The organism is Acinetobacter sp. YH12106, from assembly GCF_013418995.1.
Taxonomy (GTDB): Bacteria; Pseudomonadota; Gammaproteobacteria; order Pseudomonadales; family Moraxellaceae; genus Acinetobacter; species Acinetobacter pseudolwoffii.
The window spans coordinates 1-20,225 of sequence record NZ_VPAV01000008.1 but is presented as its reverse complement, the minus strand read 5'-3'; the positions used below and the strand labels follow the sequence as shown (position 1 = coordinate 20,225).

At 43.3% G+C, this 20,225-nt stretch carries 25 protein-coding genes and 1 rRNA gene; 18 read left to right on the top strand and 8 right to left on the bottom strand.

The genetic code is table 11. The features are described 5' to 3' along the window. Nucleotides 1-111 precede the first annotated feature (111 nt). Nucleotides 112-453 (top strand): hypothetical protein, encoded by a 342-nt coding sequence (locus FTU45_RS08315; RefSeq protein ID WP_034608399.1) that lies wholly within the window; start codon nucleotides 112-114, stop codon nucleotides 451-453. A 70-nt stretch (nucleotides 454-523) separates the two neighbouring features. Here FTU45_RS08315 and FTU45_RS08310 read toward each other — a convergent pair whose 3' ends face one another. Both FTU45_RS08310 and FTU45_RS08305 read right to left on the bottom strand, forming a co-directional pair. Beyond that, a complete protein-coding gene (locus tag FTU45_RS08310) occupies nucleotides 524-955 on the bottom strand; it encodes a GNAT family N-acetyltransferase (protein WP_005169487.1) in 432 nt (143 codons plus the stop codon). Beyond that, entirely contained in the window at nucleotides 949-2,172 is a 1,224-nt protein-coding gene (locus FTU45_RS08305; RefSeq protein ID WP_180076245.1) for an SAM-dependent methyltransferase, read from the bottom strand. Before FTU45_RS08305 ends, FTU45_RS08310 begins: the two co-directional genes overlap by 7 nt. 103 nt (nucleotides 2,173-2,275) lie before the next feature. Between FTU45_RS08305 and FTU45_RS08300 the strand changes: the two genes are divergently transcribed. The 3 genes from FTU45_RS08300 (at nucleotide 2,276) to FTU45_RS08290 (ending at nucleotide 4,902) form a co-directional block, all read left to right on the top strand. Then, the gene (locus tag FTU45_RS08300) at nucleotides 2,276-2,920 is read left to right on the top strand and encodes a hemolysin III family protein (RefSeq protein WP_074383498.1); all 645 of its coding nucleotides are present in this window, start codon (nucleotides 2,276-2,278) and stop codon (nucleotides 2,918-2,920) included. 142 nt (nucleotides 2,921-3,062) lie between these two features. After that, nucleotides 3,063-4,370: an MFS transporter gene (locus tag FTU45_RS08295; protein WP_074383499.1), complete on the top strand. Its 1,308-nt coding sequence runs from the start codon at nucleotides 3,063-3,065 to the stop codon at nucleotides 4,368-4,370. Nucleotides 4,371-4,500: 130 nt separating this feature from the next. Beyond that, entirely contained in the window at nucleotides 4,501-4,902 is a 402-nt protein-coding gene (locus tag FTU45_RS08290) for a hypothetical protein (protein ID WP_180040192.1), read from the top strand. A gap of 24 nt (nucleotides 4,903-4,926) precedes the next feature. On the opposite strand, the gene FTU45_RS08285 is transcribed toward FTU45_RS08290, so the two are convergent. Then, nucleotides 4,927-5,937: a metallophosphoesterase gene (locus FTU45_RS08285; protein ID WP_034608396.1), complete on the bottom strand. Its 1,011-nt coding sequence runs from the start codon at nucleotides 5,935-5,937 to the stop codon at nucleotides 4,927-4,929. A gap of 101 nt (nucleotides 5,938-6,038) precedes the next feature. Here FTU45_RS08285 and FTU45_RS08280 point away from each other — a divergent pair, with 101 nt between their 5' ends. Next, the gene (locus tag FTU45_RS08280; RefSeq protein ID WP_080633093.1) at nucleotides 6,039-7,673 is read left to right on the top strand and encodes a phospholipase D family protein; all 1,635 of its coding nucleotides are present in this window, start codon (nucleotides 6,039-6,041) and stop codon (nucleotides 7,671-7,673) included. Nucleotides 7,674-7,968: 295 nt separating this feature from the next. On the opposite strand, the gene FTU45_RS08275 is transcribed toward FTU45_RS08280, so the two are convergent. Further along, nucleotides 7,969-8,775, bottom strand: a complete 807-nt coding sequence (locus FTU45_RS08275) for a 1-acyl-sn-glycerol-3-phosphate acyltransferase (protein WP_005098020.1) — start codon at nucleotides 8,773-8,775, stop codon at nucleotides 7,969-7,971. Nucleotides 8,776-8,964: 189 nt separating this feature from the next. Here FTU45_RS08275 and FTU45_RS15450 point away from each other — a divergent pair, with 189 nt between their 5' ends. From FTU45_RS15450 to FTU45_RS08240, 8 genes are all read left to right on the top strand, one after another. Next, on the top strand, nucleotides 8,965-9,096 hold the full coding sequence (locus tag FTU45_RS15450) for a hypothetical protein (protein ID WP_005098021.1): 132 nt from the start codon (nucleotides 8,965-8,967) through the stop codon (nucleotides 9,094-9,096). Nucleotides 9,097-9,173: 77 nt separating this feature from the next. After that, a complete protein-coding gene (gene hflX, locus FTU45_RS08270) occupies nucleotides 9,174-10,514 on the top strand; it encodes a ribosome rescue GTPase HflX (protein ID WP_005098022.1) in 1,341 nt (446 codons plus the stop codon). Nucleotides 10,515-10,549: 35 nt separating this feature from the next. Beyond that, nucleotides 10,550-10,921, top strand: a complete 372-nt coding sequence (locus FTU45_RS08265; protein WP_005098027.1) for a hypothetical protein — start codon at nucleotides 10,550-10,552, stop codon at nucleotides 10,919-10,921. Nucleotides 10,922-10,930: 9 nt separating this feature from the next. Beyond that, entirely contained in the window at nucleotides 10,931-11,605 is a 675-nt protein-coding gene (locus FTU45_RS08260; RefSeq protein ID WP_005098028.1) for an LrgB family protein, read from the top strand. An 86-nt stretch (nucleotides 11,606-11,691) separates the two neighbouring features. Continuing rightward, nucleotides 11,692-12,138, top strand: coding sequence for a DUF2147 domain-containing protein (locus FTU45_RS08255; protein WP_005098029.1), 447 nt, complete (start codon nucleotides 11,692-11,694; stop codon nucleotides 12,136-12,138). 183 nt (nucleotides 12,139-12,321) lie between these two features. Next, on the top strand, nucleotides 12,322-12,771 hold the full coding sequence (locus tag FTU45_RS08250; RefSeq protein WP_005098031.1) for a DUF2147 domain-containing protein: 450 nt from the start codon (nucleotides 12,322-12,324) through the stop codon (nucleotides 12,769-12,771). Nucleotides 12,772-12,832: 61 nt separating this feature from the next. Beyond that, a complete protein-coding gene (locus tag FTU45_RS08245; RefSeq protein WP_074383505.1) occupies nucleotides 12,833-13,282 on the top strand; it encodes a DUF2147 domain-containing protein in 450 nt (149 codons plus the stop codon). 148 nt (nucleotides 13,283-13,430) lie between these two features. Further along, nucleotides 13,431-13,877 carry a DUF2147 domain-containing protein gene (locus tag FTU45_RS08240; RefSeq protein ID WP_005098035.1) on the top strand — a complete coding sequence of 149 codons (447 nt, stop codon included), beginning with the start codon at nucleotides 13,431-13,433 and terminating at the stop codon, nucleotides 13,875-13,877. A 52-nt stretch (nucleotides 13,878-13,929) separates the two neighbouring features. Here FTU45_RS08240 and FTU45_RS08235 read toward each other — a convergent pair whose 3' ends face one another. From FTU45_RS08235 to pdxA, 3 genes are read right to left on the bottom strand one after another with little or no spacing between them, the layout of a single operon-like run. Continuing rightward, nucleotides 13,930-14,775 (bottom strand): symmetrical bis(5'-nucleosyl)-tetraphosphatase, encoded by an 846-nt coding sequence (locus FTU45_RS08235; protein ID WP_005169457.1) that lies wholly within the window; start codon nucleotides 14,773-14,775, stop codon nucleotides 13,930-13,932. 6 nt (nucleotides 14,776-14,781) lie between these two features. After that, a complete protein-coding gene (gene rsmA / locus FTU45_RS08230; RefSeq protein WP_005169455.1) occupies nucleotides 14,782-15,594 on the bottom strand; it encodes a 16S rRNA (adenine(1518)-N(6)/adenine(1519)-N(6))-dimethyltransferase RsmA in 813 nt (270 codons plus the stop codon). A gap of 33 nt (nucleotides 15,595-15,627) precedes the next feature. Continuing rightward, the gene (gene pdxA, locus FTU45_RS08225) at nucleotides 15,628-16,596 is read right to left on the bottom strand and encodes a 4-hydroxythreonine-4-phosphate dehydrogenase PdxA (RefSeq protein WP_005098039.1); all 969 of its coding nucleotides are present in this window, start codon (nucleotides 16,594-16,596) and stop codon (nucleotides 15,628-15,630) included. A gap of 305 nt (nucleotides 16,597-16,901) precedes the next feature. Here pdxA and rplM point away from each other — a divergent pair, with 305 nt between their 5' ends. From rplM to FTU45_RS08200, 5 genes are all read left to right on the top strand, one after another. Then, entirely contained in the window at nucleotides 16,902-17,330 is a 429-nt protein-coding gene (gene rplM, locus FTU45_RS08220) for a 50S ribosomal protein L13 (protein WP_004281682.1), read from the top strand. Between the two features lie 13 nt (nucleotides 17,331-17,343). Then, entirely contained in the window at nucleotides 17,344-17,730 is a 387-nt protein-coding gene (rpsI, locus tag FTU45_RS08215; protein ID WP_005007735.1) for a 30S ribosomal protein S9, read from the top strand. A gap of 336 nt (nucleotides 17,731-18,066) precedes the next feature. Next, the gene (locus FTU45_RS08210) at nucleotides 18,067-18,720 is read left to right on the top strand and encodes a glutathione S-transferase N-terminal domain-containing protein (protein ID WP_005098044.1); all 654 of its coding nucleotides are present in this window, start codon (nucleotides 18,067-18,069) and stop codon (nucleotides 18,718-18,720) included. Nucleotides 18,721-18,729: 9 nt separating this feature from the next. Next, a complete protein-coding gene (locus FTU45_RS08205) occupies nucleotides 18,730-19,158 on the top strand; it encodes a ClpXP protease specificity-enhancing factor (RefSeq protein WP_180076244.1) in 429 nt (142 codons plus the stop codon). A gap of 19 nt (nucleotides 19,159-19,177) precedes the next feature. Continuing rightward, a complete protein-coding gene (locus FTU45_RS08200) occupies nucleotides 19,178-19,825 on the top strand; it encodes a hypothetical protein (RefSeq protein ID WP_180076243.1) in 648 nt (215 codons plus the stop codon). 292 nt (nucleotides 19,826-20,117) lie between these two features. On the opposite strand, the gene rrf is transcribed toward FTU45_RS08200, so the two are convergent. Then, nucleotides 20,118-20,225, bottom strand: a 5S ribosomal RNA gene (rrf, locus tag FTU45_RS08195); the annotation flags it as partial.

Here is a 20,225-nt window from a genome sequence, read left to right as displayed (position 1 = left end):
GGATTTGGCTGAATCACTGGATACACTCGTCTAATGACAGATTTCGATCTGCTTTTTGATCAATTTATGTTATAAAGTTACATAAGTTTGATATCCACGTGGGTAAGACCTATGACTGATCACAGTTCACCTGAAAAATCCCCTTGGGGTTGGAAAGCACTTATTATCTTCTGTATTTTAGGTGGATTATTCATGTTTATTTTTTGGCTTGCGGTGACGAATGAACCGGATTACATGCCAAGCCAGCAAAATAAACAAACCACCCAGCAGCATGCTTTTAAAAATGCACCGACCATGTCTCCTGAAGCAATTGCGAAGGCTCAAGCAGATCGTGAGGCACGTGCGACTGCCAATACGGCTCATTCCGATACAACAGCGAATGAACATAATATGTCAACTGAAGAACATGCCAATATGGAGAGTGCCGAGCATAGCTCAGCGCATGGCCACTGATCTTGATTCAGTAAGGGCGTAAAAAAGCGAGGTCAATGCCTCGCTTTTTTGTATCTCAATAACTAAAAAATTAAAGGTTTAAATACATATTAATATGCGGGATGCCGCAATCCAGATAGTCTTCGCCCTGAACCTTAAAACCCAATGCCTGATAAAAACCGATGGCATGTACTTGCGAAGACAGTTTTAAATCTTTTCGATGATCTGCTTTGGCATAATCGATAATCGCCTGCATCAATTGCTGCCCGATCTTCAAGCCACGATGTGGCTTTAACACTGCAACACGACCTACACTGTTATTCGCCAGCAATCTTGCAGTGGCTATCGCATGCCCCTTTTCATAGACCACAAAATGGATGGAAATGGCATCTTGCTCATCCCATTCTTCTTCAGCAGCGATATTCTGTTCTTGAATAAACACGGCTTCGCGAATGGTTTTGGCATGCTTCGCTAAATCCTCCCAACCACCCGAAACAATTTTAAGCTCTGAATCCTTTAGCATTTAGAACCAATCCCCTGCTGATCCCACTGATTATTCAATAACAATTCCAGTGAATGTTTTTGGATAGCGTACATTTCTTTCAAGTCCTGAATCTGTTTCAAGACCTCCTGATCGGGTTGTTGGTAATCTTTGCGTTTCGTCGCCAGAATCATTTTATTTTTACTGGTATGTTCCAGTGCCACAAACTCAAAAACTTTGGTTTCATAACCATAGGCTTTCAGCAATAACGCACGAATGGTATCGGTCAGCATTTCTGCCTGTTGACCGGCATGAATACCAAATTGCAGCATCGGACTCAGCACTTTTGGCGCCTGTAACTGTGGACGCAATTCCTTATGGCAACATGGCGCACACATGATCATCTGTGCATTCAGGCGAATACCGCTGTGAATCGCAAAATCCGTTGCCACATCACAGGCATGCAAAGCAATCATTACATCCAGACGTTTCGGTTCATAAGTACGCACATCGCCCTGAAAAAAGTCGAGCTGATCAAAGCCAGATTGTTGCGCGACCTTTTGGCAGAACTCGACCATTTTCGGATTCAGTTCCACCCCTGTAACCCACGGCGTCTCACCATGTTTTTGCATATAGTCATATAAAGCACAGGTCAGATAGCCTTTACCGGAGCCAAAATCCACCACACGCAGACCTTCGACTTGTGGCTTGAGCTGCGCCAATGCACCCGAAAAAATCTCGACAAATTTATTAATCTGTTTCCATTTACGCGCCATGCTCGGAATGATCTGCGCGTTATGATCGCTAATGCCGAGATGCTGTAAAAAGATGCTGTCCTGATCAACATAACGTTGTTTAATCCGGTCATGACCCTGTTCAGCGGACTTGACCTGAAGCGTCGAGTTTTTGTTTTTAGTACGGGTCAACATAGCTTTTTTCTTGTTTTTTTTCAGCTGTAATTCTTCATCTAGCGTCATTAAATTGGCTTGCTTGCAACATGCTAATAATACTGTCACCTGTGCCAGTGCATCCGCTAAAGGATAGTTTTTGGTGACATCCTGAGTTTTATGGCGATACAAACAGCTCAGTACTTTTTGCCCATTTAATGAAATGACTCGCAAGGTCATTTTCTCTAAATCCTGCAGTTCACCTTTATACTGGCTTAAGATCAGACGATCAAATTGATCACTTTCAACAGCTTGCTGAAATACATCTAAAAACTGCTGTTCTTGGTCTGAGAGAGTTGCCAACGTTGACATAGATAAAACCTGAAATGAATTGCCCCTCAAGTTTAAATCTTCTTAACCTAAAAGCAAAATTGAATTACTATACAAATGTATATTTTAAAGAAGAATGACAATCATGCAGAATGCGCCGCTGGTTCCAGATTATGATCACACTGAGGAACGAATTAATTATATCAGTCATGCTGTGGGTGCTGGACTATCGGTAATTGCTGGTATTCTTTTGATTATTAAAGGGTCTTATCTCAGTACTGGACAATGGATTGGACTTTGGGTCTATGCGCTGAGCATGATCTTGCTCTTCTCTGCGTCCATGCTCTATCACATGGCCACCGCAGCAGACCGTCGTTATTTTTATAAAAAAGTTGATCATACTGCAATTTATTATTTAATCGCCGGAACCTATACGCCTTTCCTGTCAATTGCCATTCCAACAGCCAAAGCCCAGTATTTATTGATTGCACTCTGGGTGATCGCCCTCATTGGTACACTGTTCAAGTTCGTTTTCATTCATCGTTTCCAGAAAATTTCTTTGGCGGCTTATCTGGTCATGGGCTGGCTGGCGCTGCTGGTGATGGATGATATGCAACAATATCTTAGTGCTCAATCTTTGACCTTTCTGATCATTGGCGGATTGGCTTATACCGTAGGTGCATTGTTTTACGCTTTAAAAAGAGTAAGATATACCCACGCTATCTGGCACATATTTGTATTGATAGGCGCAGGATCACATTTTCTGTCTATCTATCTTTACGTGATTTAATCATCTTCTTTTTCATTTCAGTGACCCTGAGCGAGTTAAAGCGAGAAGATTGCAGTTGTTTTTTTAAAAAATTACGCCTTTTTTAAAAAGATTACGCTTTTAAAACTAAGCTTTTTTATTTTTAGTAAGTGTAAGGTTCTTCATGGCGTCGTCTAATTCTGCTGCTCAGCCAGCACAAAATTCAAAATTTCGCGTTTTAACCGCGAGCTTGGTCGGTACTACAATCGAGTTCTTCGATTTTTATATCTATGCCACTGCTGCTGTCATTATTTTTCCATATCTGTTCTTCCCTGCAAGTACAGATCCGATGACTGCCACCATTCAGTCGCTGGCCACTTTCGCCATTGCCTTTATTGCCCGCCCGATTGGTGCGGCACTCTTTGGTCATTTGGGTGACCGGATCGGGCGAAAAGCCACATTGGTCGCTGCCTTGCTGACCATGGGTATTTCCACCGTTGCGATTGGCCTCTTGCCCACTTATGCGCAAATCGGGATTGCTGCACCACTCTTGCTTGCACTCTGTCGTTTAGGTCAGGGCTTGGGGCTGGGTGGTGAATGGTCAGGTGCAGTACTTCTTGCCACCGAGAATGCACCTGAAGGTAAACGTGCCTGGTATGGCATGTTCCCGCAACTGGGTGCTCCAATCGGCTTTATTCTGGCAACAGGTTCTTTCCTGACGTTGGGCGCTTTCATGTCTGAGGCTGACTTTATGGCTTGGGGCTGGCGTATTCCATTTATCTCAAGTGCCTTGCTAGTGATTGTCGGTTTATGGATTCGTTTAAAATTGCATGAAACCCCGGCATTCCAAAAGGTGCTAGATAAACAAAAAGAAGTGAACATTCCATTTGTTCAAGTCTTCAAAAAACATTCTCGCATGCTGGTACTCGGCACCATCGCTGCAATTTGTACCTTCGTGGTGTTCTACCTCACCACAGTATTTGCATTGCAATGGGGTACTAAACAGCTAGGTTATTCTCGTGAAGAATTCCTGCAATTGCAGTTGGTTGCAACCCTATGTTTTGCTGCCTTTATTCCACTTTCTGCAGTATTGGCCGAGAAGTTTGGCCGTAAAACCACCTCGATTGCAGTCTGTGTTATCTCTGCCATCTTCGGGATTTTCTTTGCAGATATGCTGGAATCTGGCAGCACGCTGGTGGTATTCCTGTTCTTGTGTATTGGTCTGGCGATCATGGGTTTAACCTATGGGCCAATCGGCACTGTATTGTCTGAAATCTTCCCGACTTCAGTACGTTATACCGGTTCTGCATTGACCTTTAACCTGGCAGGCATCTTTGGTGCATCCTTTGCTCCGCTAATTGCCACCAAACTGGCAACGACTTATGGTCTGTCTGCAGTCGGTTATTACCTGACCGCAGCATCAATCCTGTCACTGATTGCATTTCTGTTGATTCGTGAAACCAAGAATGATGATGTAAATAATCAAATTTAAAGTCTTAGTTTGATTTAAAAGCCAGCATTCGATGCTGGCTTTTTTATGATTTCACAACAAAACTCTGCTACTTATCTCGTTAAATTTGCTCAACAATCAAATGGACTCAACCAGACAATGAGACAAGGCAATGCAGGAGCTTATTGAATCCCTAACCCAGAAACAGTTGGTCAATATTATCATTTTGCTGGAAGATGATAAAAAAATAGAGGCCGTTCGCTATATCACCGAGCATACGACTTTGAATGAAATCCAGGCGCTGCAAGTGATTGAAGAGATTGTCCGTGAGCACGATGTGGTCATGAAAACTGAAAGCACAGGACCGCGCTTTAGTGATGATGCGGGTGAGATTGACCTGGTAACGCCTCCCCTTGAAATTCCGACCCATCCGAGCCTGAATACCCCCACAGAAGCTGAAATTACCGCACGACAATTACGCGAAGAAGTCCCAACCCGAAAAATTGAAAATAAAATCTGGATTCTGGCAGCCATTGCAGTGCTGTTATTGATCCTGATCTGGATCATTAGTTAAAGCTGAACAGGACAATATCTCCATTTAGATCAGTTCAATAATATCGATAGTGGGCGGCACTCGAAAACGAAAAGGTACGCCGACCAAACCGGTGCCGACCGTGACAAACACATCTGCATGTTCATGACGGTACATGCCCTTCTTATGCCCCAAAATTGACACTTTTTTCATGACATAATCGGTCAGCCAAGGCAATTCCACCTGTCCGCCGTGGGTATGTCCAGCCAGCATGAGAGGACGTGTCGGCAATTTGGGAATCATATCCACCGTATCGGGATTATGCGACAAAATGACCCAAGGCTTGTCCTGAGGTAAATCTGGCAGACTGCGCATATCGGCTTTACCCGCCCAGAGATCGCCCACACCCAAGAGCCGAAATTCATCAAATTCGACAATTTGCCCTTCAATATCCATGACCTGATTGACTTGCAGTGCATAATGCAACAGTTCCTGAATCGGTGGTCCCGGATATTGCTCGTCATGATTGCCATTGACGGAATAGACTGGGGCATGAATTTCTTTTAAAACTGCCAGTTCTTGTGCCAGTTTATTTTCCGGCTCATAAGTCCAGTCTCCGGCCACCACCACCAAATCGGGTTGAACATGATTTAACTTATGCACAATTTGTCGCAACTGCCGTTCATGACCAGAAAACAGACCGATATGTAAATCTGCAATCAGGGCAATCCGGACGGGTTGCTTTAAGCGTTTATCCGCATTGATCTGATATTGTGTCGTTTTCACTTGAATTAAATGCGGCTCGATAAAGCGTGCATAACTCAAGACGGCGCTGATCAAAAATACAAAAACAGCTTCATGCAAGGAATAATAACCGCTCCATCCGGCATAAATACTGAAGAACACCAGTGGAACCAGTAAATAGGACAGGTAAAAAGCCAACAAATGACAAAATGCTTTAAATGGATGAATGGTCTCGGTACGAGATTGACTCGACCATGCCTGGTACACAGCCCAGATGGCCAGAATGGCCATGCCTAAATAAAAATAAAAAAGTACGGAACTGGTATCCCACATAGATTTGCCTTGTCGAGTCGAGAAGCTGATTACTGGCTTTATATTTATCTTTTCATAGCTGGCAATTATACTCAATTCTAATTTTTCATTCTTCGACTTATATGGCCACTGCTTCCCACGCTCAAGCTCATTCAAAATTTTCCTGCTTTTCATCAATTTACCGCTATAAAGCTGGGATTTTACTGAGCTGCAGCATGATCTTGGGTCTTCCTGCATGCAGTACTTTGCCCAAGCAAACTGAGCAGCCTAGCCAGATGGCATTTGAAACAGATACCTCACAAACCAGTTTGGCGCAAATTGTTGAACCTTTACGTGAACAGAACATCGGCCTGACCGGTTATCGTGTGCTCTATGACCCACTCGAAGCACTGGGTGCGCGTATCCAGCTGATTAACAAGGCCGAGCGTAGTCTGGATCTACAGTATTATATTTGGGACAACGACCGGATTGGCACCCTTGCCCTGCATGCGATTATTCAGGCGGCAGATCGTGGCGTAAAAGTGCGTCTGTTAATGGATGACAATAATGCCAAGAAAATGGAAGGCATTTATCTGGCCTTAAACCAGCATCAGAATATCGATGTCAAACTGTATAATCCCTACCGTTTTCGAAAATATCGTGCCATGGACATGGTGCTGGATTTAAAGCGTATTAATCGCCGCATGCATAATAAAAGTTTTATTGCCGACAACCAGATTGCCCTGATTGGTGGACGCAATATGAGTAACCAGTATTATAATGTCAGTGAAATTTATCAGTTTTCCGATGTCGATGTGATGCTGGTCGGTGCAGCATCGGATGAAATCATTCATTCCTTCGATGAATACTGGAATGATGATTATGCCTATCCGGTGCAACAGATTGTCAATCCGCGCCATCATGGCTTACGCTTTCCAAGCCTGAAGCAACAACTGGAAAAGCACAGTCAGGATCAGGCCACACAGAATTATCTGGATCTGGCCAATCGTTCCAGAGCATTTGATCAATGGCTGGAACAAAACATTCAACTGGATTGGGTCGAAGCCGAAGTGGTCAAAGATCCTCCAAGCAAAATCAAGGCCAAGGCCAAAGCCGAAGAACATCTCAACTTCCAGTTATTACAACATCTCGAAAAACCTGAACAAAGTGTTGATATTGTCTCTGCCTATTTTGTTCCGGAAAAAATTGGCGCAGATCGTTTAAAGAAACTGGCGGATGAAAATATCGAGGTCCGTGTCTTGACCAATTCGTTTAAAGCCAATGATGTTGCCGTGGTACATGCCTTTTATGCCAAATATCGTCAGGATTTATTGGAAAATGATGTGCAGCTATATGAGTTTCTTGCAGCGCCAGATGCCGATCATCTCAATGCCAATACAGCGGAAATTTCCAAAAAAGCCAAAGTCAGCCTGAAAGGTTTAAGCCGCTCCAGCCTACATGCCAAGCTGATGGCAATCGATCAAAAACAGGTGTTTATTGGTTCTTTTAACTTTGATCCACGTTCTGCATATCTCAACACTGAAATTGGTGTCTTACTGAATAGTCCATCTTTAGCACAGGCAGTGCACCAAACCATGGATCAGAACTTAAGTAAATATGCCTATAAACTGGTGCTGGATGCCAACCAGAATATTAACTGGAAAATCAAGAAAGCCAATGGAGAGGTTAAAACCTTCACCAAAGAACCCGGAATAAGATGGTACCAAAAAGCTGGACTCAAACTGATGTCCTGGTTGCCGATCGAAGGGTTTATGTAAGTGACAAACAGCTTGAGTTGAACTATTTAAAATAGCCTCTTATTTAACACTGCCTGCTTCTCATGGATTTGCCCCAAGTTTCAGAGATATGAGTGTGGCAAGGATGCCACACATTATCCATCACGACAGGACGTCGTGTATGGCTAATAAAGACTTTTGCCTACTTTGGGTCTGTCAAAAGTAGAGTTTTGCCAACACAAAGCCATTTAAATGTTTAAAGCAAAGATGAGGCTATACACGTCTATTCCCAAGAATAGATATCAAATGCCTAAATTTCTCATCCAGTTGTTTTTTATTAAGTCTTTTCTAGTACACGCGATTGCAACTCCACCAAGCCAGCCTGCATGGTTTGCTGTACCACACGGGTCAGGCTTTCAACAGTGTGCCCCTCAGTCGCGATTGCAGGTAAAGCCACTAAATGTGCAATCACTTGTGGCATTTCCAGTACTTTTTTGACATGGGCTGCAAAACTGATGTCATTGATAAACGGCGCAACCACATCGAGGTCGCCCTGCTGATTCACATAACAAATCAGGCAAATTTGCACAGGACGCTGTGCCTCAATCGCAGCACCCAAAATCCGGCCGTGTACTTTTTTAATGGCTCGCCCATCTGAAGTGGTGGCTTCAGGAAAAAATAATACGGGAATATTCTGTTTTAAAAATCCGGTAATCTGTTCGCGGATACGCACCGAATCACCAGAACCACGTTTGATAAATAAAGTGCCGCCACCTTTGGCCAATTTACCCAGAATTGGCCAGTTTTCAATTTCTGCTTTGGCCAGAAAAAATACGCGTGCCCCTGAACCTAAAACTGCAATATCGAGCCAGGACACATGGTTACTCACCCATAAAGCGGGTTCGCGCGGAATTTCACCGTGCACCTGGACTTCTATGTTGAATACTTTGCACAACTGTCGACAAAAATGTTGCACATAACGGGTATTGGTTGGATTGTTCGGATTTTTGTATAAACCGTGACGGAAAACCAAATAGAACCCTTCACTGATAACAGCCAGTGAAGCTGTTACTTTTCGCGTATAAAGCCAGAATTTTGCCAAGCCATGTCGGTGAGATGTTTGATCTTGTACAGTTGGGTTCATAAAAACGTCACTAAATCCTAAGCTAGATACAGGGAATATCCACGAATTAAACTCATTCTATACTGTTCATTCGCAACATGCATTGATAATAAAAACCGACCAATAAGATCTATATCTTCAATTTTAATTGGATTAATAAATCATTTAGAATAAAAACATCGGAATATTAGATTAAAAAGGATCGCTGCCATGCCAGATCAAACCCAGCCTGCGAATGAAAAGCTTCAGCCTTTACAAGTGCTCAAATATATTTTGGGTGGTACCTGTATCTATGCCGCTGTACTGGTAACACTTGCACAACTGTTTGTCACCGCACTTTAAACCAAAGCCGCGCTAATTCAGTATCTGCCTCGCTCTTTTTCAACTACACTAAAGCTTTCAAGTGGAGATTGGCCTGAGTGGAATATTTAGAACAACATCGGGGGAAAGAACGCGTCATTCTGGTGAGTGTCAGCGTACAAATGCTGGATGACCTTGATGCTGAAGAGTTTAATCTGCTGGCGCAATCTGCAGATGCCGAAATTCTCGAACATATTCATGCTCAACGCGTCAAACCGGATGCCAAATTTTTTATCGGGTCAGGCAAAGCAGAAGAAATCGCCGAACGCGTAAAAGAACTGGACGCCAATCTGGTCATTGTCGATCATGCCCTGACACCGGCCCAGGCCCGTAATCTGGAACAGGTCATCAAGTGCCGTGTGGTCGATCGTACCGAACTGATTTTAGATATTTTCGCCCAGCGTGCCCGTACCTATGAAGGCAAGCTGCAAGTCGAACTGGCACAACTGCAACATTTATCATCCCGCTTAATTCGCAGCCGTGGCAATCTCGACAGCCAAAAAGGCGGCATTGGCTTGCGTGGCCCGGGTGAAACCCTGCTTGAAACTGACCGTCGTTTACTGCGTATTCGCATGGGACAACTGAAAGCCAAAATTGATAAAGTCCGCCAGACCCGAATGCAAGGTCGTATTGCCCGTCAAAAAGCAGCTGTCCCCACTGTGTCTTTGGTCGGTTATACCAATGCCGGCAAATCGACCCTGTTTAACCTGCTGGCCAAGAGTGATGTCTATGCAGCCGATCAGCTTTTTGCCACCTTGGACCCGACTTTAAGACGTCTGGAATGGGATGGCATCGGTAATCTGGTATTGGCAGATACGGTGGGTTTTGTTCGCAATCTTTCCCACTCGCTGGTTGAATCCTTTAAGGCGACCCTGGAAGAAACCGTAGAAGCTACCCTGTTGCTGCATGTCATCGATTCAAGTAGTCCAGAAATGCTGGAGCAGATTGAAGCGGTTGAAAAAGTCTTGAAAGAAATTGGTGCCGATGTTCCGATCCTGCAGGTTTACAATAAAATTGACTGTAGCGGCGATGAGGCCAAAATTATTTATCGACGCCCGGGTGAGCCAGAACGTGTCTATGTTTCAGCACATAGTGGCGAAGGGATCGACCTGCTGCGTAAAGCGGTACATGAAGCCCTGATGGGACAATTGCAATCCTTTGACCTGATTCTGAAACCCGCCTACGGCAAGCTGCGCAACCAGCTTTATGGTTTAAATGTAATCCAGTCAGAACATTATGATGATGAAGGTCAGCTGCATTTACATATTCGGATTGCAGCACAAAAACTGGAGCAGCTGATTAAACAGGCGCATTTACCTTTAGATGAAATTTTGGGAAAACAGGCGCAGCAGTTTCAACGTCCACTGGAAGCGTTTGAAATCCGGTCAAAGATCGAGTAAAACTTGATAAGTAAACTTAATAATTGATCATACGAATGAACTGGATAAAACGAATAGACTGGCCAGCATGGATCGGCACCCTGTTACTTATTATTGTCTTTCGGGAAGCATCCGTCTGGCTCATGACCCAGCTGGATCATCCTGAATTGGGCAATCTGGTAGGGTTACTCAGCTTATTGATTGCCCTTTTTACCTGGCGCTATTTCGGCAAACTTCCCGCTCGTCTCGTAGACACCAATAACAAGCTGATGAAGGAAAGCGCCTTTGCTTTCCTGCCTGTCAGTGCAGGTGCACTGATGATGCTGGTCCATATGGGCCAGAAAATTCCGGCATTTTTGTTCATCATGTTTTTCAGCACCCTGATTCCTTTATGGATTTACGCCAAAATGGCCAAGCGCTGGTTATAGGAGTACCGCATGTTATCTATTTTATATGGCTTTGCGGTCACGCTGATGGCCTATCTGATTGCCAAACCCTGTAACCGGATCATCCCGCAAATTCCTGTCATCGTATTTAGCATGTTCTTTGTGCTTGCAATTTTATTTGTGCTCGGGATTCCTTATCAAAATTACATGGATCAAGTGAATCCGCTCTTCAATCATTTACTTGGCTATGTGACCGTCGCCCTGGCCATTCCACTGGCTGCAATGCGCTATGATGACTTACCACTAAAAGCGATTATCGGTATCTTGGTTTTTGCCAGTATCAGTGCTGTCGCCCTGCCAATGGGACTGGCATATCTGCTGCATATGTCTTCCGCAGATATTATGGCTTTCGCGACTCGGGCGGTGACGACACCCATTGCGATTAATATCGCCACCTTGCTGGATGCTCCAATCAGTATGGTGATTCTGATTGTGATTCTTTCCGGAGTGATTGGCGCAGCATTTTCACCGTTTATCCTGCGGCATATCAATGATGAACGTGCTTCCGGACTGGCCTTAGGATTGGCAGCACATGCGATTGGTACAGCTCAGGCCTGGCAGCGTGGCAGTGTTGCGGGACGTTATGCCGCTTTCGGTATGGCAGTCAATGCGGTGTTTACTGCCATCTGGCTGCCTACTTTTATACTTTATTTGCAAAAAATGTGACTAGTGAATCATTTTAATTGTTTGTTTTGTGCTTTAATCGTTCCTAATATACAAACATAAAACAATTTTATTCAAGGAACAGAAATATGAAAAAGGTTCAATTATTCTCGGCTTTACTTTTAACCTCTTTCAGCCATCTGGCCTTAGCTTCGGATCTGTCAGGGACATGGCGTAATATCGATGATAAAACCGGTTCACCTAAAGCATTCCTGGAAATTCGCGAAACAGCTACAGGCACTTATACGGCCAAAATTACCAAAATCACGCCGCGCCCGGGCTATACCCCAAAAGAAAATTGTGTCTCTTGTCCTGCACCTTATACCAATAAACCGATTCTTGGACTGGATGTACTGACAGGCCTGAAGCACACCGGCAATAATAACTTTGCTCAAGGCAAACTACTCGATCCATTATCCGGGAATGTGTATAGCACCAAGGCAAAATTAAGCAGTAATGGTAAACGTCTGACTTTACGCGGCTATGTAGGCGTTTCGGCCCTGGGTCGCAGCCAGACCTGGATTAAACAGGATTAATTCATACTCTATTGAATAAAATGTGATGAGTTTAAAATTTAGCAGAGAGAAGCTTGCATTTTCATACATTAAGTTGTATGAATATTGAACATATGCTTTTCTCATGGATTATGAAAGTATAATAAGTAGAATTTACATAATATGTATCAAATGGAATTTGATGCGTTGTCATAAGGATATCGTATGCAGAAAATTGCAATTTTAGGTGTATTTACAGCCTCTATAGTCACCTGCTCCATGGCATTTGCGCAGGAGTTATCGGGTTTCTGGCAACAGATTGACGATAAAACCGGCTCACCTAAAGCACTGATTGAAATGAAAACTCAGGCAGATGGTTCTTATACTGGGAACATTCACAAAGTTACACCGCGACCAGGCTATACGCCACGGGAAAAATGTATAAAGTGCCCACCCCCATATACAGACAAACCGATTTTAGGACTAGAGATCATTAAAGGGCTGAAACCAACCAGCAAGAATAACTATGGACATGGTCAAATACTCGACCCTTTAACTGGCAAAATTTATGATTTAAAAGGGCGGATTTCTGCCAATGGGAAACGACTGACTCTACGTGGATACATTGGGATATCTGCCATCGGCCGTACACAAACCTGGATTCGCCAGGATTAATAAAGCAGCACATTTGTGTTGGAGATATTTTATTTCATCTATAAAAAAAGGGATAAATATAATGAAACAATCTAAATTAGGATTAATATTCATCGCTGCCATGATGACTGGCACTGCGTATGCACAGGACTTAACAGGCACCTGGCAACAAATTGATGACAAAACCGGTTCACCAAAAGCAGTGATTGAAATTCGCCAAAATGATAACGGTACGTTTGCCGGAAAAATTATCAAAGTTACGCCACGTCCGGGCTATACTCCACAAAAAACCTGTAATAAATGTCCCGCGCCTTATACCAATCAACCTATTCTGGGCATGGATGTACTGACTGGCTTAAAACATGCGGAAGGCACCAATAACTATGAAAAAGGCCGTGTGATCGACCCGCTGGCAGGTAAAATTTACGATGCCAGAGTACGTCTAAATGCCAATGGTAAACGTTTAACCTTGCGTGGTTATGTCGGCGTTTCTGCTTTAGGCCGCAGCCAGACCTGGATTCGTCAGGATTAGTATCCAATTCTCAATATTAATAAAAGCTGCCAACTTGGCAGCTTTTTTTAGTACATTAACTCTATAGTATTCATATAATTATTGACTATTTAATCATAATTCCTAACATGAGGGCGCGATGACAAAAAACTCTCTGGAATGACTCTCTATGTTAAAAAAAATATTACTTGCCGCATTGACCACAGGGTTTAGCATGACCCTTTGGGCGGAAGATATTACTGGAACTTGGCAACAAATTGATGATAAAACGGGAGCTGCCAAAGCGATTATCGTAATTAGCCAAGAGCCTAACGACACTTACTCTGCTAAAATTGTGAAAGTTACCCCTCGTCCGGGCTATACACCACGTGAAAAATGTAATGCCTGCCCTGCTCCCTATACCAATCAGCCCATTTTAGGTATGACAATTATCAAGGGCTTAAAACATGTTAAAGGCACCAATAACTATGAAAAAGGTAAAGTGATTGATCCTTTGGCAGGTAAAATTTATGACGCAAAAATGCGTTTAAACAACACTGGCAAACGTTTAACCCTGCGCGCCAGTGTAGGTGTTTCAGTACTTGGTCGTAACCAGACCTGGATACGTGCAGACTAATAGATAGTTTAAAAAAGCCACGTGATCACGTGGCTTTTTTTATTGGATTTACTTAGATCACCGGATTATCAACCGCGAACATCTGCTGATCTTCCAGACGGAATGCCATGAGTTGATTGCCCCAGACACAGCCACCATCGACATTTTGAATTCGGTCCGAAATAGTTTTACCATTTAAGGCAGCCCAGTGACCAAACAGAATCTGATGGCTTTGCGCTGCTAATGACTCAAATTCAAACCAGGGTTTAAAGCCTTCCGGCATTGGATCATCTAGCGCATCTTTAAAGCTGTATTCCAGACGCCCCTCTGCATCAGTGAGACGCATCCGGGTCAAATAATTCACGATACAGCGAATACGCTCATGGCCCTTTAGCTGGTCTGACCACAGTGCGGGTTCTTTCCCAAACATCTCTTTCAAAAAATCATCCAGCACATCGAAGTCATCATTAGAAATGATGGCTTCAACTTCTTGTGCCAATTGAGCAGTTTTTTCTGCATTCCAGATATTCGGAATCCCTGCATGGGTCAGAATAGTCTGCTCATTTGGAAATAGACACAGCGGCTGTTTACGCAGCCAGTCAATCAGGTCATCGCTGTCGATGGCATCAATCACATCACGAACATTGTCTTTTTCTTTAATCGGCTTGATGCCGCGGGCATAGGCCAATAAAGTCAAATCATGATTACCCAAGACTGTTGCAGCCGATCCCTGTTCGGCCAGCTTCTTGATAAACCGCAGTGCAGCAATTGAGTTTTCACCTCGTGCCACCAAGTCTCCAGCAAACCAGATAAAGTCCTGATCTGCATCGAAGCGGATTTCTTTAAGCAGAGCTTTCAAGGCCTCAAAACAGCCTTGCACATCGCCAATTACATAATTATATCGAACAGTGCGGTTCATCGTTATTTAAGCCACCATTTGATCTGAAAGTGCAACAAACTGTTCAAGGGTCAGAGTTTCTGGACGTGCCATCGGGTCAACACCCGCTTTTTCAAAACCATCTTCAACCAGCATGCCTTTTAAGCTATTGCGCAAGGTTTTACGACGCTGGGTAAAGACATGAGATACCAGACGTGCCAGCGCTTTTTCATTTTTGGCCACAATCGGCTTGTCTGCATAAGGCTCTAAACGAAATACCGCCGAGGTTACTTTTGGTGGCGGATTGAAAGATCCCGGTGGTACTTCAAACAGGAAAGTCGGTTTGCAGAAATACTGGATCATGACTGACAAACGGCCATATTCCTTAGTATTTGGTAATGCGGTAATCCGATCAACCACTTCTTTTTGCAGCATGAAGTGCATGTCCTGCACTTTGCCACCAAATTCCAAAAGATGAAAAAGCAGGGGAGTAGAAATATTATAGGGCAAGTTACCAACCACGCGCAGCGGACGGCCTTCTTCAAATAATGTTGAATAATCAAAGCGCAGTGCATCGGCTTCAATAATGGTTAAACGTTCTGGATGTGGTACACGACCCGGCAGGCCCGCAGCCAAATCACGGTCAAGTTCGACCACAGTCAATGCATCACATTCACCAATCAAAGGTGAGGTCAATGCAGCCAGACCCGGCCCAATTTCCAGAATGTTCTGACCTGGACGTGGATTGACTGAGCGTACAATTTTGGCAATGACACGTTGGTCATGTAAGAAGTTTTGACCAAATCGTTTTCGAGCCTGATGCCCTTCTTCTTTTGGGTTTAAGGCATTAATTTGATACATAAAAACATTTCCAACGTGAGTGATGAACAATAATCAGTGGCGCGCCAGATCGAGGGCTAAATCGACAGCAACGTGCAGGCTGGAACTTTTCGCAAGTCCCGTACCCGCAAGGGAGAGTGCTGTGCCATGATCTACAGATGTACGAATAAAGGGTAAGCCGAGGGTAATATTAATGGCTTCACCAAAGCCCTGTGATTTTAACACAGGTAAGCCCTGATCGTGATACATCGCCAGAACCGCATCGGCATCTTTTAAGTTTTCCGGGGTAAATAAAGTATCTGCGGGCAAGCTTAAACTCATATTGATGCCTTGAGCACGGTAGCTTTCAAGTACCGGATTAATCACTTCAATTTCTTCCATACCCAAATAGCCACCCTCGCCTGCATGCGGATTGAGACCGCAGACCAAAATATGTGGATGTTCAATCTTAAATTTGGATTTCAGATCGTGAATCAGAATATCGATGACTTGATGCAAACGCTCTTTGCTAATCGCATCGGCAACGGCACGTAAAGGAAGATGCGTCGTTGCCAAAGCCACACGTAAAGTCTTGGTCGCCAGCATCATCACCACCCGCTCAACGCCTGCAAATTCTTGATAATATTCGGTATGACCGCTGAAATGGATGCCAGCTTCATTCATCACAGACTTTTGCACCGGTGCAGTTGCCACGCCGACACTTTTAGCTGACATGGCATAGTCCGCAGATCGTCGCAGTTGTTCTAATACATAAGCGGCATTGTTTGGGTTCAATTCACCTAATACCACAGGCTGATTGAGTGGCACATGTTCAACATACAGCTGACCTTTTTTTGAAGATGCGTCCTGTCCGGTATATTCAATCAACGCCACAGACAATTTCAATTGATCTGCACGGGCTTTCAGCATATTCAGATCGGCTAATACTACAATCGGACGTTCATCCACACGTTCTGCCAGACTCAGGCAAATATCGGGACCAATTCCGGCAGGTTCCCCGCTGGTGACATATAAAGGCAGCATCATCTTCTCAATTTGGCAAAGCTGAGAAATATTATAACCCGATCATATCCAGGCTGCAGCGATCATTGCAAAGCGTCCTTATAAATCAATATTTTGATACGATTGAAGGGATAGTTACAAATATAGTCATCGTTTTTGCGAGATATTCAGGTTTATGCCTTTCCTTATTTCAGGAGATTAGATAAAATACAGCGCTTGAAATTTCAATTTTCATTTGTGATTCTTCACGTATTCGTTTAGAATCGCGTCTCCTTTAGTTTGGACAGATTCCATAGTCCAAACCAACTATAATAGGTAGTGGTTTAATGAAAACTCTCAGCGCTAAGCCAGCTGAGGTTCAACACGACTGGTACGTTGTTGATGCTTCTGGCAAAACTTTAGGTCGCCTTGCGACTGAAATCGCTCGTCGTTTACGCGGTAAGCACAAGACTTCTTATACTCCTCACGTTGACACTGGCGATTATATCGTTGTAATCAATGCTGAAGAAATCACTGTGACTGGTAAAAAGTCACAAGATAAGAAATACTATCGCCACACTGGTTTCCCTGGTGGTATCCGTGAGACTAACTTTGAAAAGTTAATCGCTCACAAACCAGAAGCAGTTCTAGAAAAAGCTGTTAAAGGTATGTTACCTAAAGGTCCTCTTGGTTATGCAATGATCAAGAAAATGAAAGTGTATGCAGGTACTGAGCATCCACACGCTGCTCAACAGCCACAAGTTTTGGACATCTAAGGGATAACAGCACATGGCTACTAATTATGGTACAGGTCGCCGTAAGACCGCAACTGCACGTGTTTTCCTATCAGCTGGTACTGGTAAACTCGTAATTAACAACCGTACTCTTGAACAGTATTTCGGTCGTGAAACTGCTCGTATGGTGGTTAACCAACCTCTTGAGCTGCTTGAAGCAACTGAGAAATATGACCTTTACATCACTGTTGCTGGTGGTGGTATCGGTGGTCAAGCAGGCGCAATCCGTCACGGTATTACTCGTGCATTGATCGCTTCTGACGAGACTTTAAAACCTGCTCTTCGTCAAGCTGGTTTCGTTACTCGTGATGCTCGTGAAGTTGAACGTAAGAAACTTGGTTTACGTAAAGCTCGTAAACGTCCTCAGTTCTCTAAACGTTAATTCGTTTATCGAACCGGACAAAAAGCCTTGGATTATTCCAAGGCTTTTTTTATAAGTATTCATTTTCAATATTGAAGGATATTTTTGCGGTTATTGTTCATGTATATCTTTTCCCCAGCCCCCGTCATGACACCAGAATGATTTACTCAGATAATAATTTGCTACGCCAATAACAATAAATAGCAGGATGATGAGCAGTTTAATAAGCATGCTGTTTTTCTCCAGATATTTTTCTTATAATCTACCTTGGCTCAAGCCGATTGATCTTTGATGCTTGGTGCTTTTTAGGTTGAATTTTAGTATCCTAGTCTATTCATTAGAACTTCATCAGGATTTATGTCAGTCGAAAGCGCGCCTCTTCAAGGAATTACCTTATATAGTCATGCCGATGACTTCCGTTCCCATTGGATTCGCTATGTGCTTGCCGAGAAGCAAATTAAATACAACCTGATTCTGGTAGATACAGATGACGAGGATCTGGCCAGTCTCAATCCTTATAATCAGTTGCCGATGCTGATCGAAAATGAACTCAAATTATTCAATACTTCAATTATTTCTGAATATGTAGATGATCGCTATCGTCAGAATAAACTGTATGCCGATGCGCCGATGCCGCGCGCGGAGCAACGTCAATACATCTGGCGCTTTGAAAATGACTGGCTACAACTGGCCGATATCATGTTACGTCATCCAGACACCCTAGATAAAAAAGCCAAAAACCAGGCACAGAAGCAGTTACAAGATATCCTGACCTCATTGATGCCACTATTCCAGCATTTTCCCTATTTTATGTCTGAACAATTCAGTATTCTGGATTGCATGTTGGCGCCAATTTTTATCCGCCTGAAACAGATGGGCATAGAATTACCGCAGCAGCAATGCCGTCCATTTTATTTATATTGCCAGCGAATTTTCAGTCGTCCTGCCTTTGTAAAATCTATGACATTGCAGGAAAAAAACCGTTATTCAGCACAAATCAAGAACCTGTAGAGAAACATCATGTCCGAACAAGAATTCAACCTTAGCCCTACTCGTCCCTATATGGCACGCGCAATCTATGAGTGGGTTTGCGATAACAATATGACGCCCTACTTGCTGGTCGATGCGACACGTCCAAATACCATGGTTCCTGAGCAGTTTATTAAAGATGGGAAGATTGTGCTGAATATTGTGCCTCATGCGGTACATGCGCTACATATGAGCAATGATGCAATTAGCTTCTCTGCTCGCTTTGGTGGTGTCTCTCGTGATATCTATGTCCCTATGGCAGCCGTACTCGGTATTTACGCACGTGAAAACGGCCAAGGTTTATTCTTTGATCCAAGTGAATATGAACATACACAAACCGATGAAGATGCTTTAAAATCAAGCACTGAAGAAAAACCTGAACAGCCAAAGAAAAAACCAACTTTAAGGTTATTAGATTAAAAAATAATGGAGCAAGTGAATGGCTTTTGATTTAGTACAATATTTTGTTGAACAGATAGAAACTCAAAAGCCTGAGCTTCTAAAAGACCATACGAAAGAAGAAAGACGAAAATATATAACTGAAATTAATGCCTTAACTTTAGGCAAACTGATTACCGAGTGGCGCAACAATCCACAAAAAATTTATAACGAAATTAATCATCCTGATGAATTATATATACTGGAAGTCGTGCGTCATCTGGCCACCCATTCGGAAAACCAGTCAGCTCTGGATCGAACTCAACTAGAACAAAGCACCTCGGAAATTTTCCATTTACAGCTCACTGAATTAAAACAGTTACATGATACCGGCAATCATAATCTTAACAGCATTCAAGAACTGCTCACCGGCCAGATTGAACATTTATCCGGTCAAGCAGATGATTGGGTTTGGACAACAAACAACCTAACAGAACTCAAAGGCTCTAAACCAATTGTACAAGAAGAGCTATCATTGGAGGCATCAATGAAGGAGTTTAATCAAATGGTAAGCCAGAATCATCAGCATCAAGATGTTGAAGACGTCGTTCTTGTAGAAACCCCAAAATGGGCAAAGATTGTTGAACCCATCATCGCCATTGCAATTCTTTGGGTATTAATCGCAGCCGTAATGCGCGTATTTGGTTAAAATGAACTGCAATCAAAAACCAGCATTTTGCTGGTTTTTTTATTTGCCAAGATTTATAAGATCGGCCTATCAATTATTTTAGAGCAAACCCAAGATTCAAGATCTCCTATCACTCCTATAAGAACAACCCTCCTAAGAAAGTTTTGATCAGCTTTGAAATATAAATATATTTAAGCACTTCAATAAGTTTGAGAAGCTCTAGTAGTTTCAATATTACTTATTAAAAGTTCTTAAAAATCCCGCACACAAAAAAACACCCCCCTGCATAAGCAGGGGGGTGTTTCGAATAATGAGCTGGCGATGACTTACTCTCACATGGGTAACCCCACACTACCATCAGCGCAAAGAGGTTTCACTTCTGAGTTCGGGAAGGGATCAGGTGGTTCACTCTTGCTATTGT

Coding starts and splice junctions, on each gene's coding strand:
- FTU45_RS08315 (WP_034608399.1), top strand. CDS start 112: ATGACTGATCACAGTTCACCTGAAAAATCCCCTTGGGGTTGGAAAGCA.
- FTU45_RS08310 (WP_005169487.1), bottom strand. CDS start 955: ATGCTAAAGGATTCAGAGCTTAAAATTGTTTCGGGTGGTTGGGAGGAT.
- FTU45_RS08305 (WP_180076245.1), bottom strand. CDS start 2,172: ATGTCAACGTTGGCAACTCTCTCAGACCAAGAACAGCAGTTTTTAGAT.
- FTU45_RS08300 (WP_074383498.1), top strand. CDS start 2,276: ATGCAGAATGCGCCGCTGGTTCCAGATTATGATCACACTGAGGAACGA.
- FTU45_RS08295 (WP_074383499.1), top strand. CDS start 3,063: ATGGCGTCGTCTAATTCTGCTGCTCAGCCAGCACAAAATTCAAAATTT.
- FTU45_RS08290 (WP_180040192.1), top strand. CDS start 4,501: ATGCAGGAGCTTATTGAATCCCTAACCCAGAAACAGTTGGTCAATATT.
- FTU45_RS08285 (WP_034608396.1), bottom strand. CDS start 5,937: ATGTGGGATACCAGTTCCGTACTTTTTTATTTTTATTTAGGCATGGCC.
- FTU45_RS08280 (WP_080633093.1), top strand. CDS start 6,039: ATGGCCACTGCTTCCCACGCTCAAGCTCATTCAAAATTTTCCTGCTTT.
- FTU45_RS08275 (WP_005098020.1), bottom strand. CDS start 8,775: ATGAACCCAACTGTACAAGATCAAACATCTCACCGACATGGCTTGGCA.
- FTU45_RS15450 (WP_005098021.1), top strand. CDS start 8,965: ATGCCAGATCAAACCCAGCCTGCGAATGAAAAGCTTCAGCCTTTACAA.
- FTU45_RS08265 (WP_005098027.1), top strand. CDS start 10,550: ATGAACTGGATAAAACGAATAGACTGGCCAGCATGGATCGGCACCCTG.
- FTU45_RS08260 (WP_005098028.1), top strand. CDS start 10,931: ATGTTATCTATTTTATATGGCTTTGCGGTCACGCTGATGGCCTATCTG.
- FTU45_RS08255 (WP_005098029.1), top strand. CDS start 11,692: ATGAAAAAGGTTCAATTATTCTCGGCTTTACTTTTAACCTCTTTCAGC.
- FTU45_RS08250 (WP_005098031.1), top strand. CDS start 12,322: ATGCAGAAAATTGCAATTTTAGGTGTATTTACAGCCTCTATAGTCACC.
- FTU45_RS08245 (WP_074383505.1), top strand. CDS start 12,833: ATGAAACAATCTAAATTAGGATTAATATTCATCGCTGCCATGATGACT.
- FTU45_RS08240 (WP_005098035.1), top strand. CDS start 13,431: ATGTTAAAAAAAATATTACTTGCCGCATTGACCACAGGGTTTAGCATG.
- FTU45_RS08235 (WP_005169457.1), bottom strand. CDS start 14,775: ATGAACCGCACTGTTCGATATAATTATGTAATTGGCGATGTGCAAGGC.
- rsmA (WP_005169455.1), bottom strand. CDS start 15,594: ATGTATCAAATTAATGCCTTAAACCCAAAAGAAGAAGGGCATCAGGCT.
- pdxA (WP_005098039.1), bottom strand. CDS start 16,596: ATGCTGCCTTTATATGTCACCAGCGGGGAACCTGCCGGAATTGGTCCC.
- rplM (WP_004281682.1), top strand. CDS start 16,902: ATGAAAACTCTCAGCGCTAAGCCAGCTGAGGTTCAACACGACTGGTAC.
- rpsI (WP_005007735.1), top strand. CDS start 17,344: ATGGCTACTAATTATGGTACAGGTCGCCGTAAGACCGCAACTGCACGT.
- FTU45_RS08210 (WP_005098044.1), top strand. CDS start 18,067: ATGTCAGTCGAAAGCGCGCCTCTTCAAGGAATTACCTTATATAGTCAT.
- FTU45_RS08205 (WP_180076244.1), top strand. CDS start 18,730: ATGTCCGAACAAGAATTCAACCTTAGCCCTACTCGTCCCTATATGGCA.
- FTU45_RS08200 (WP_180076243.1), top strand. CDS start 19,178: ATGGCTTTTGATTTAGTACAATATTTTGTTGAACAGATAGAAACTCAA.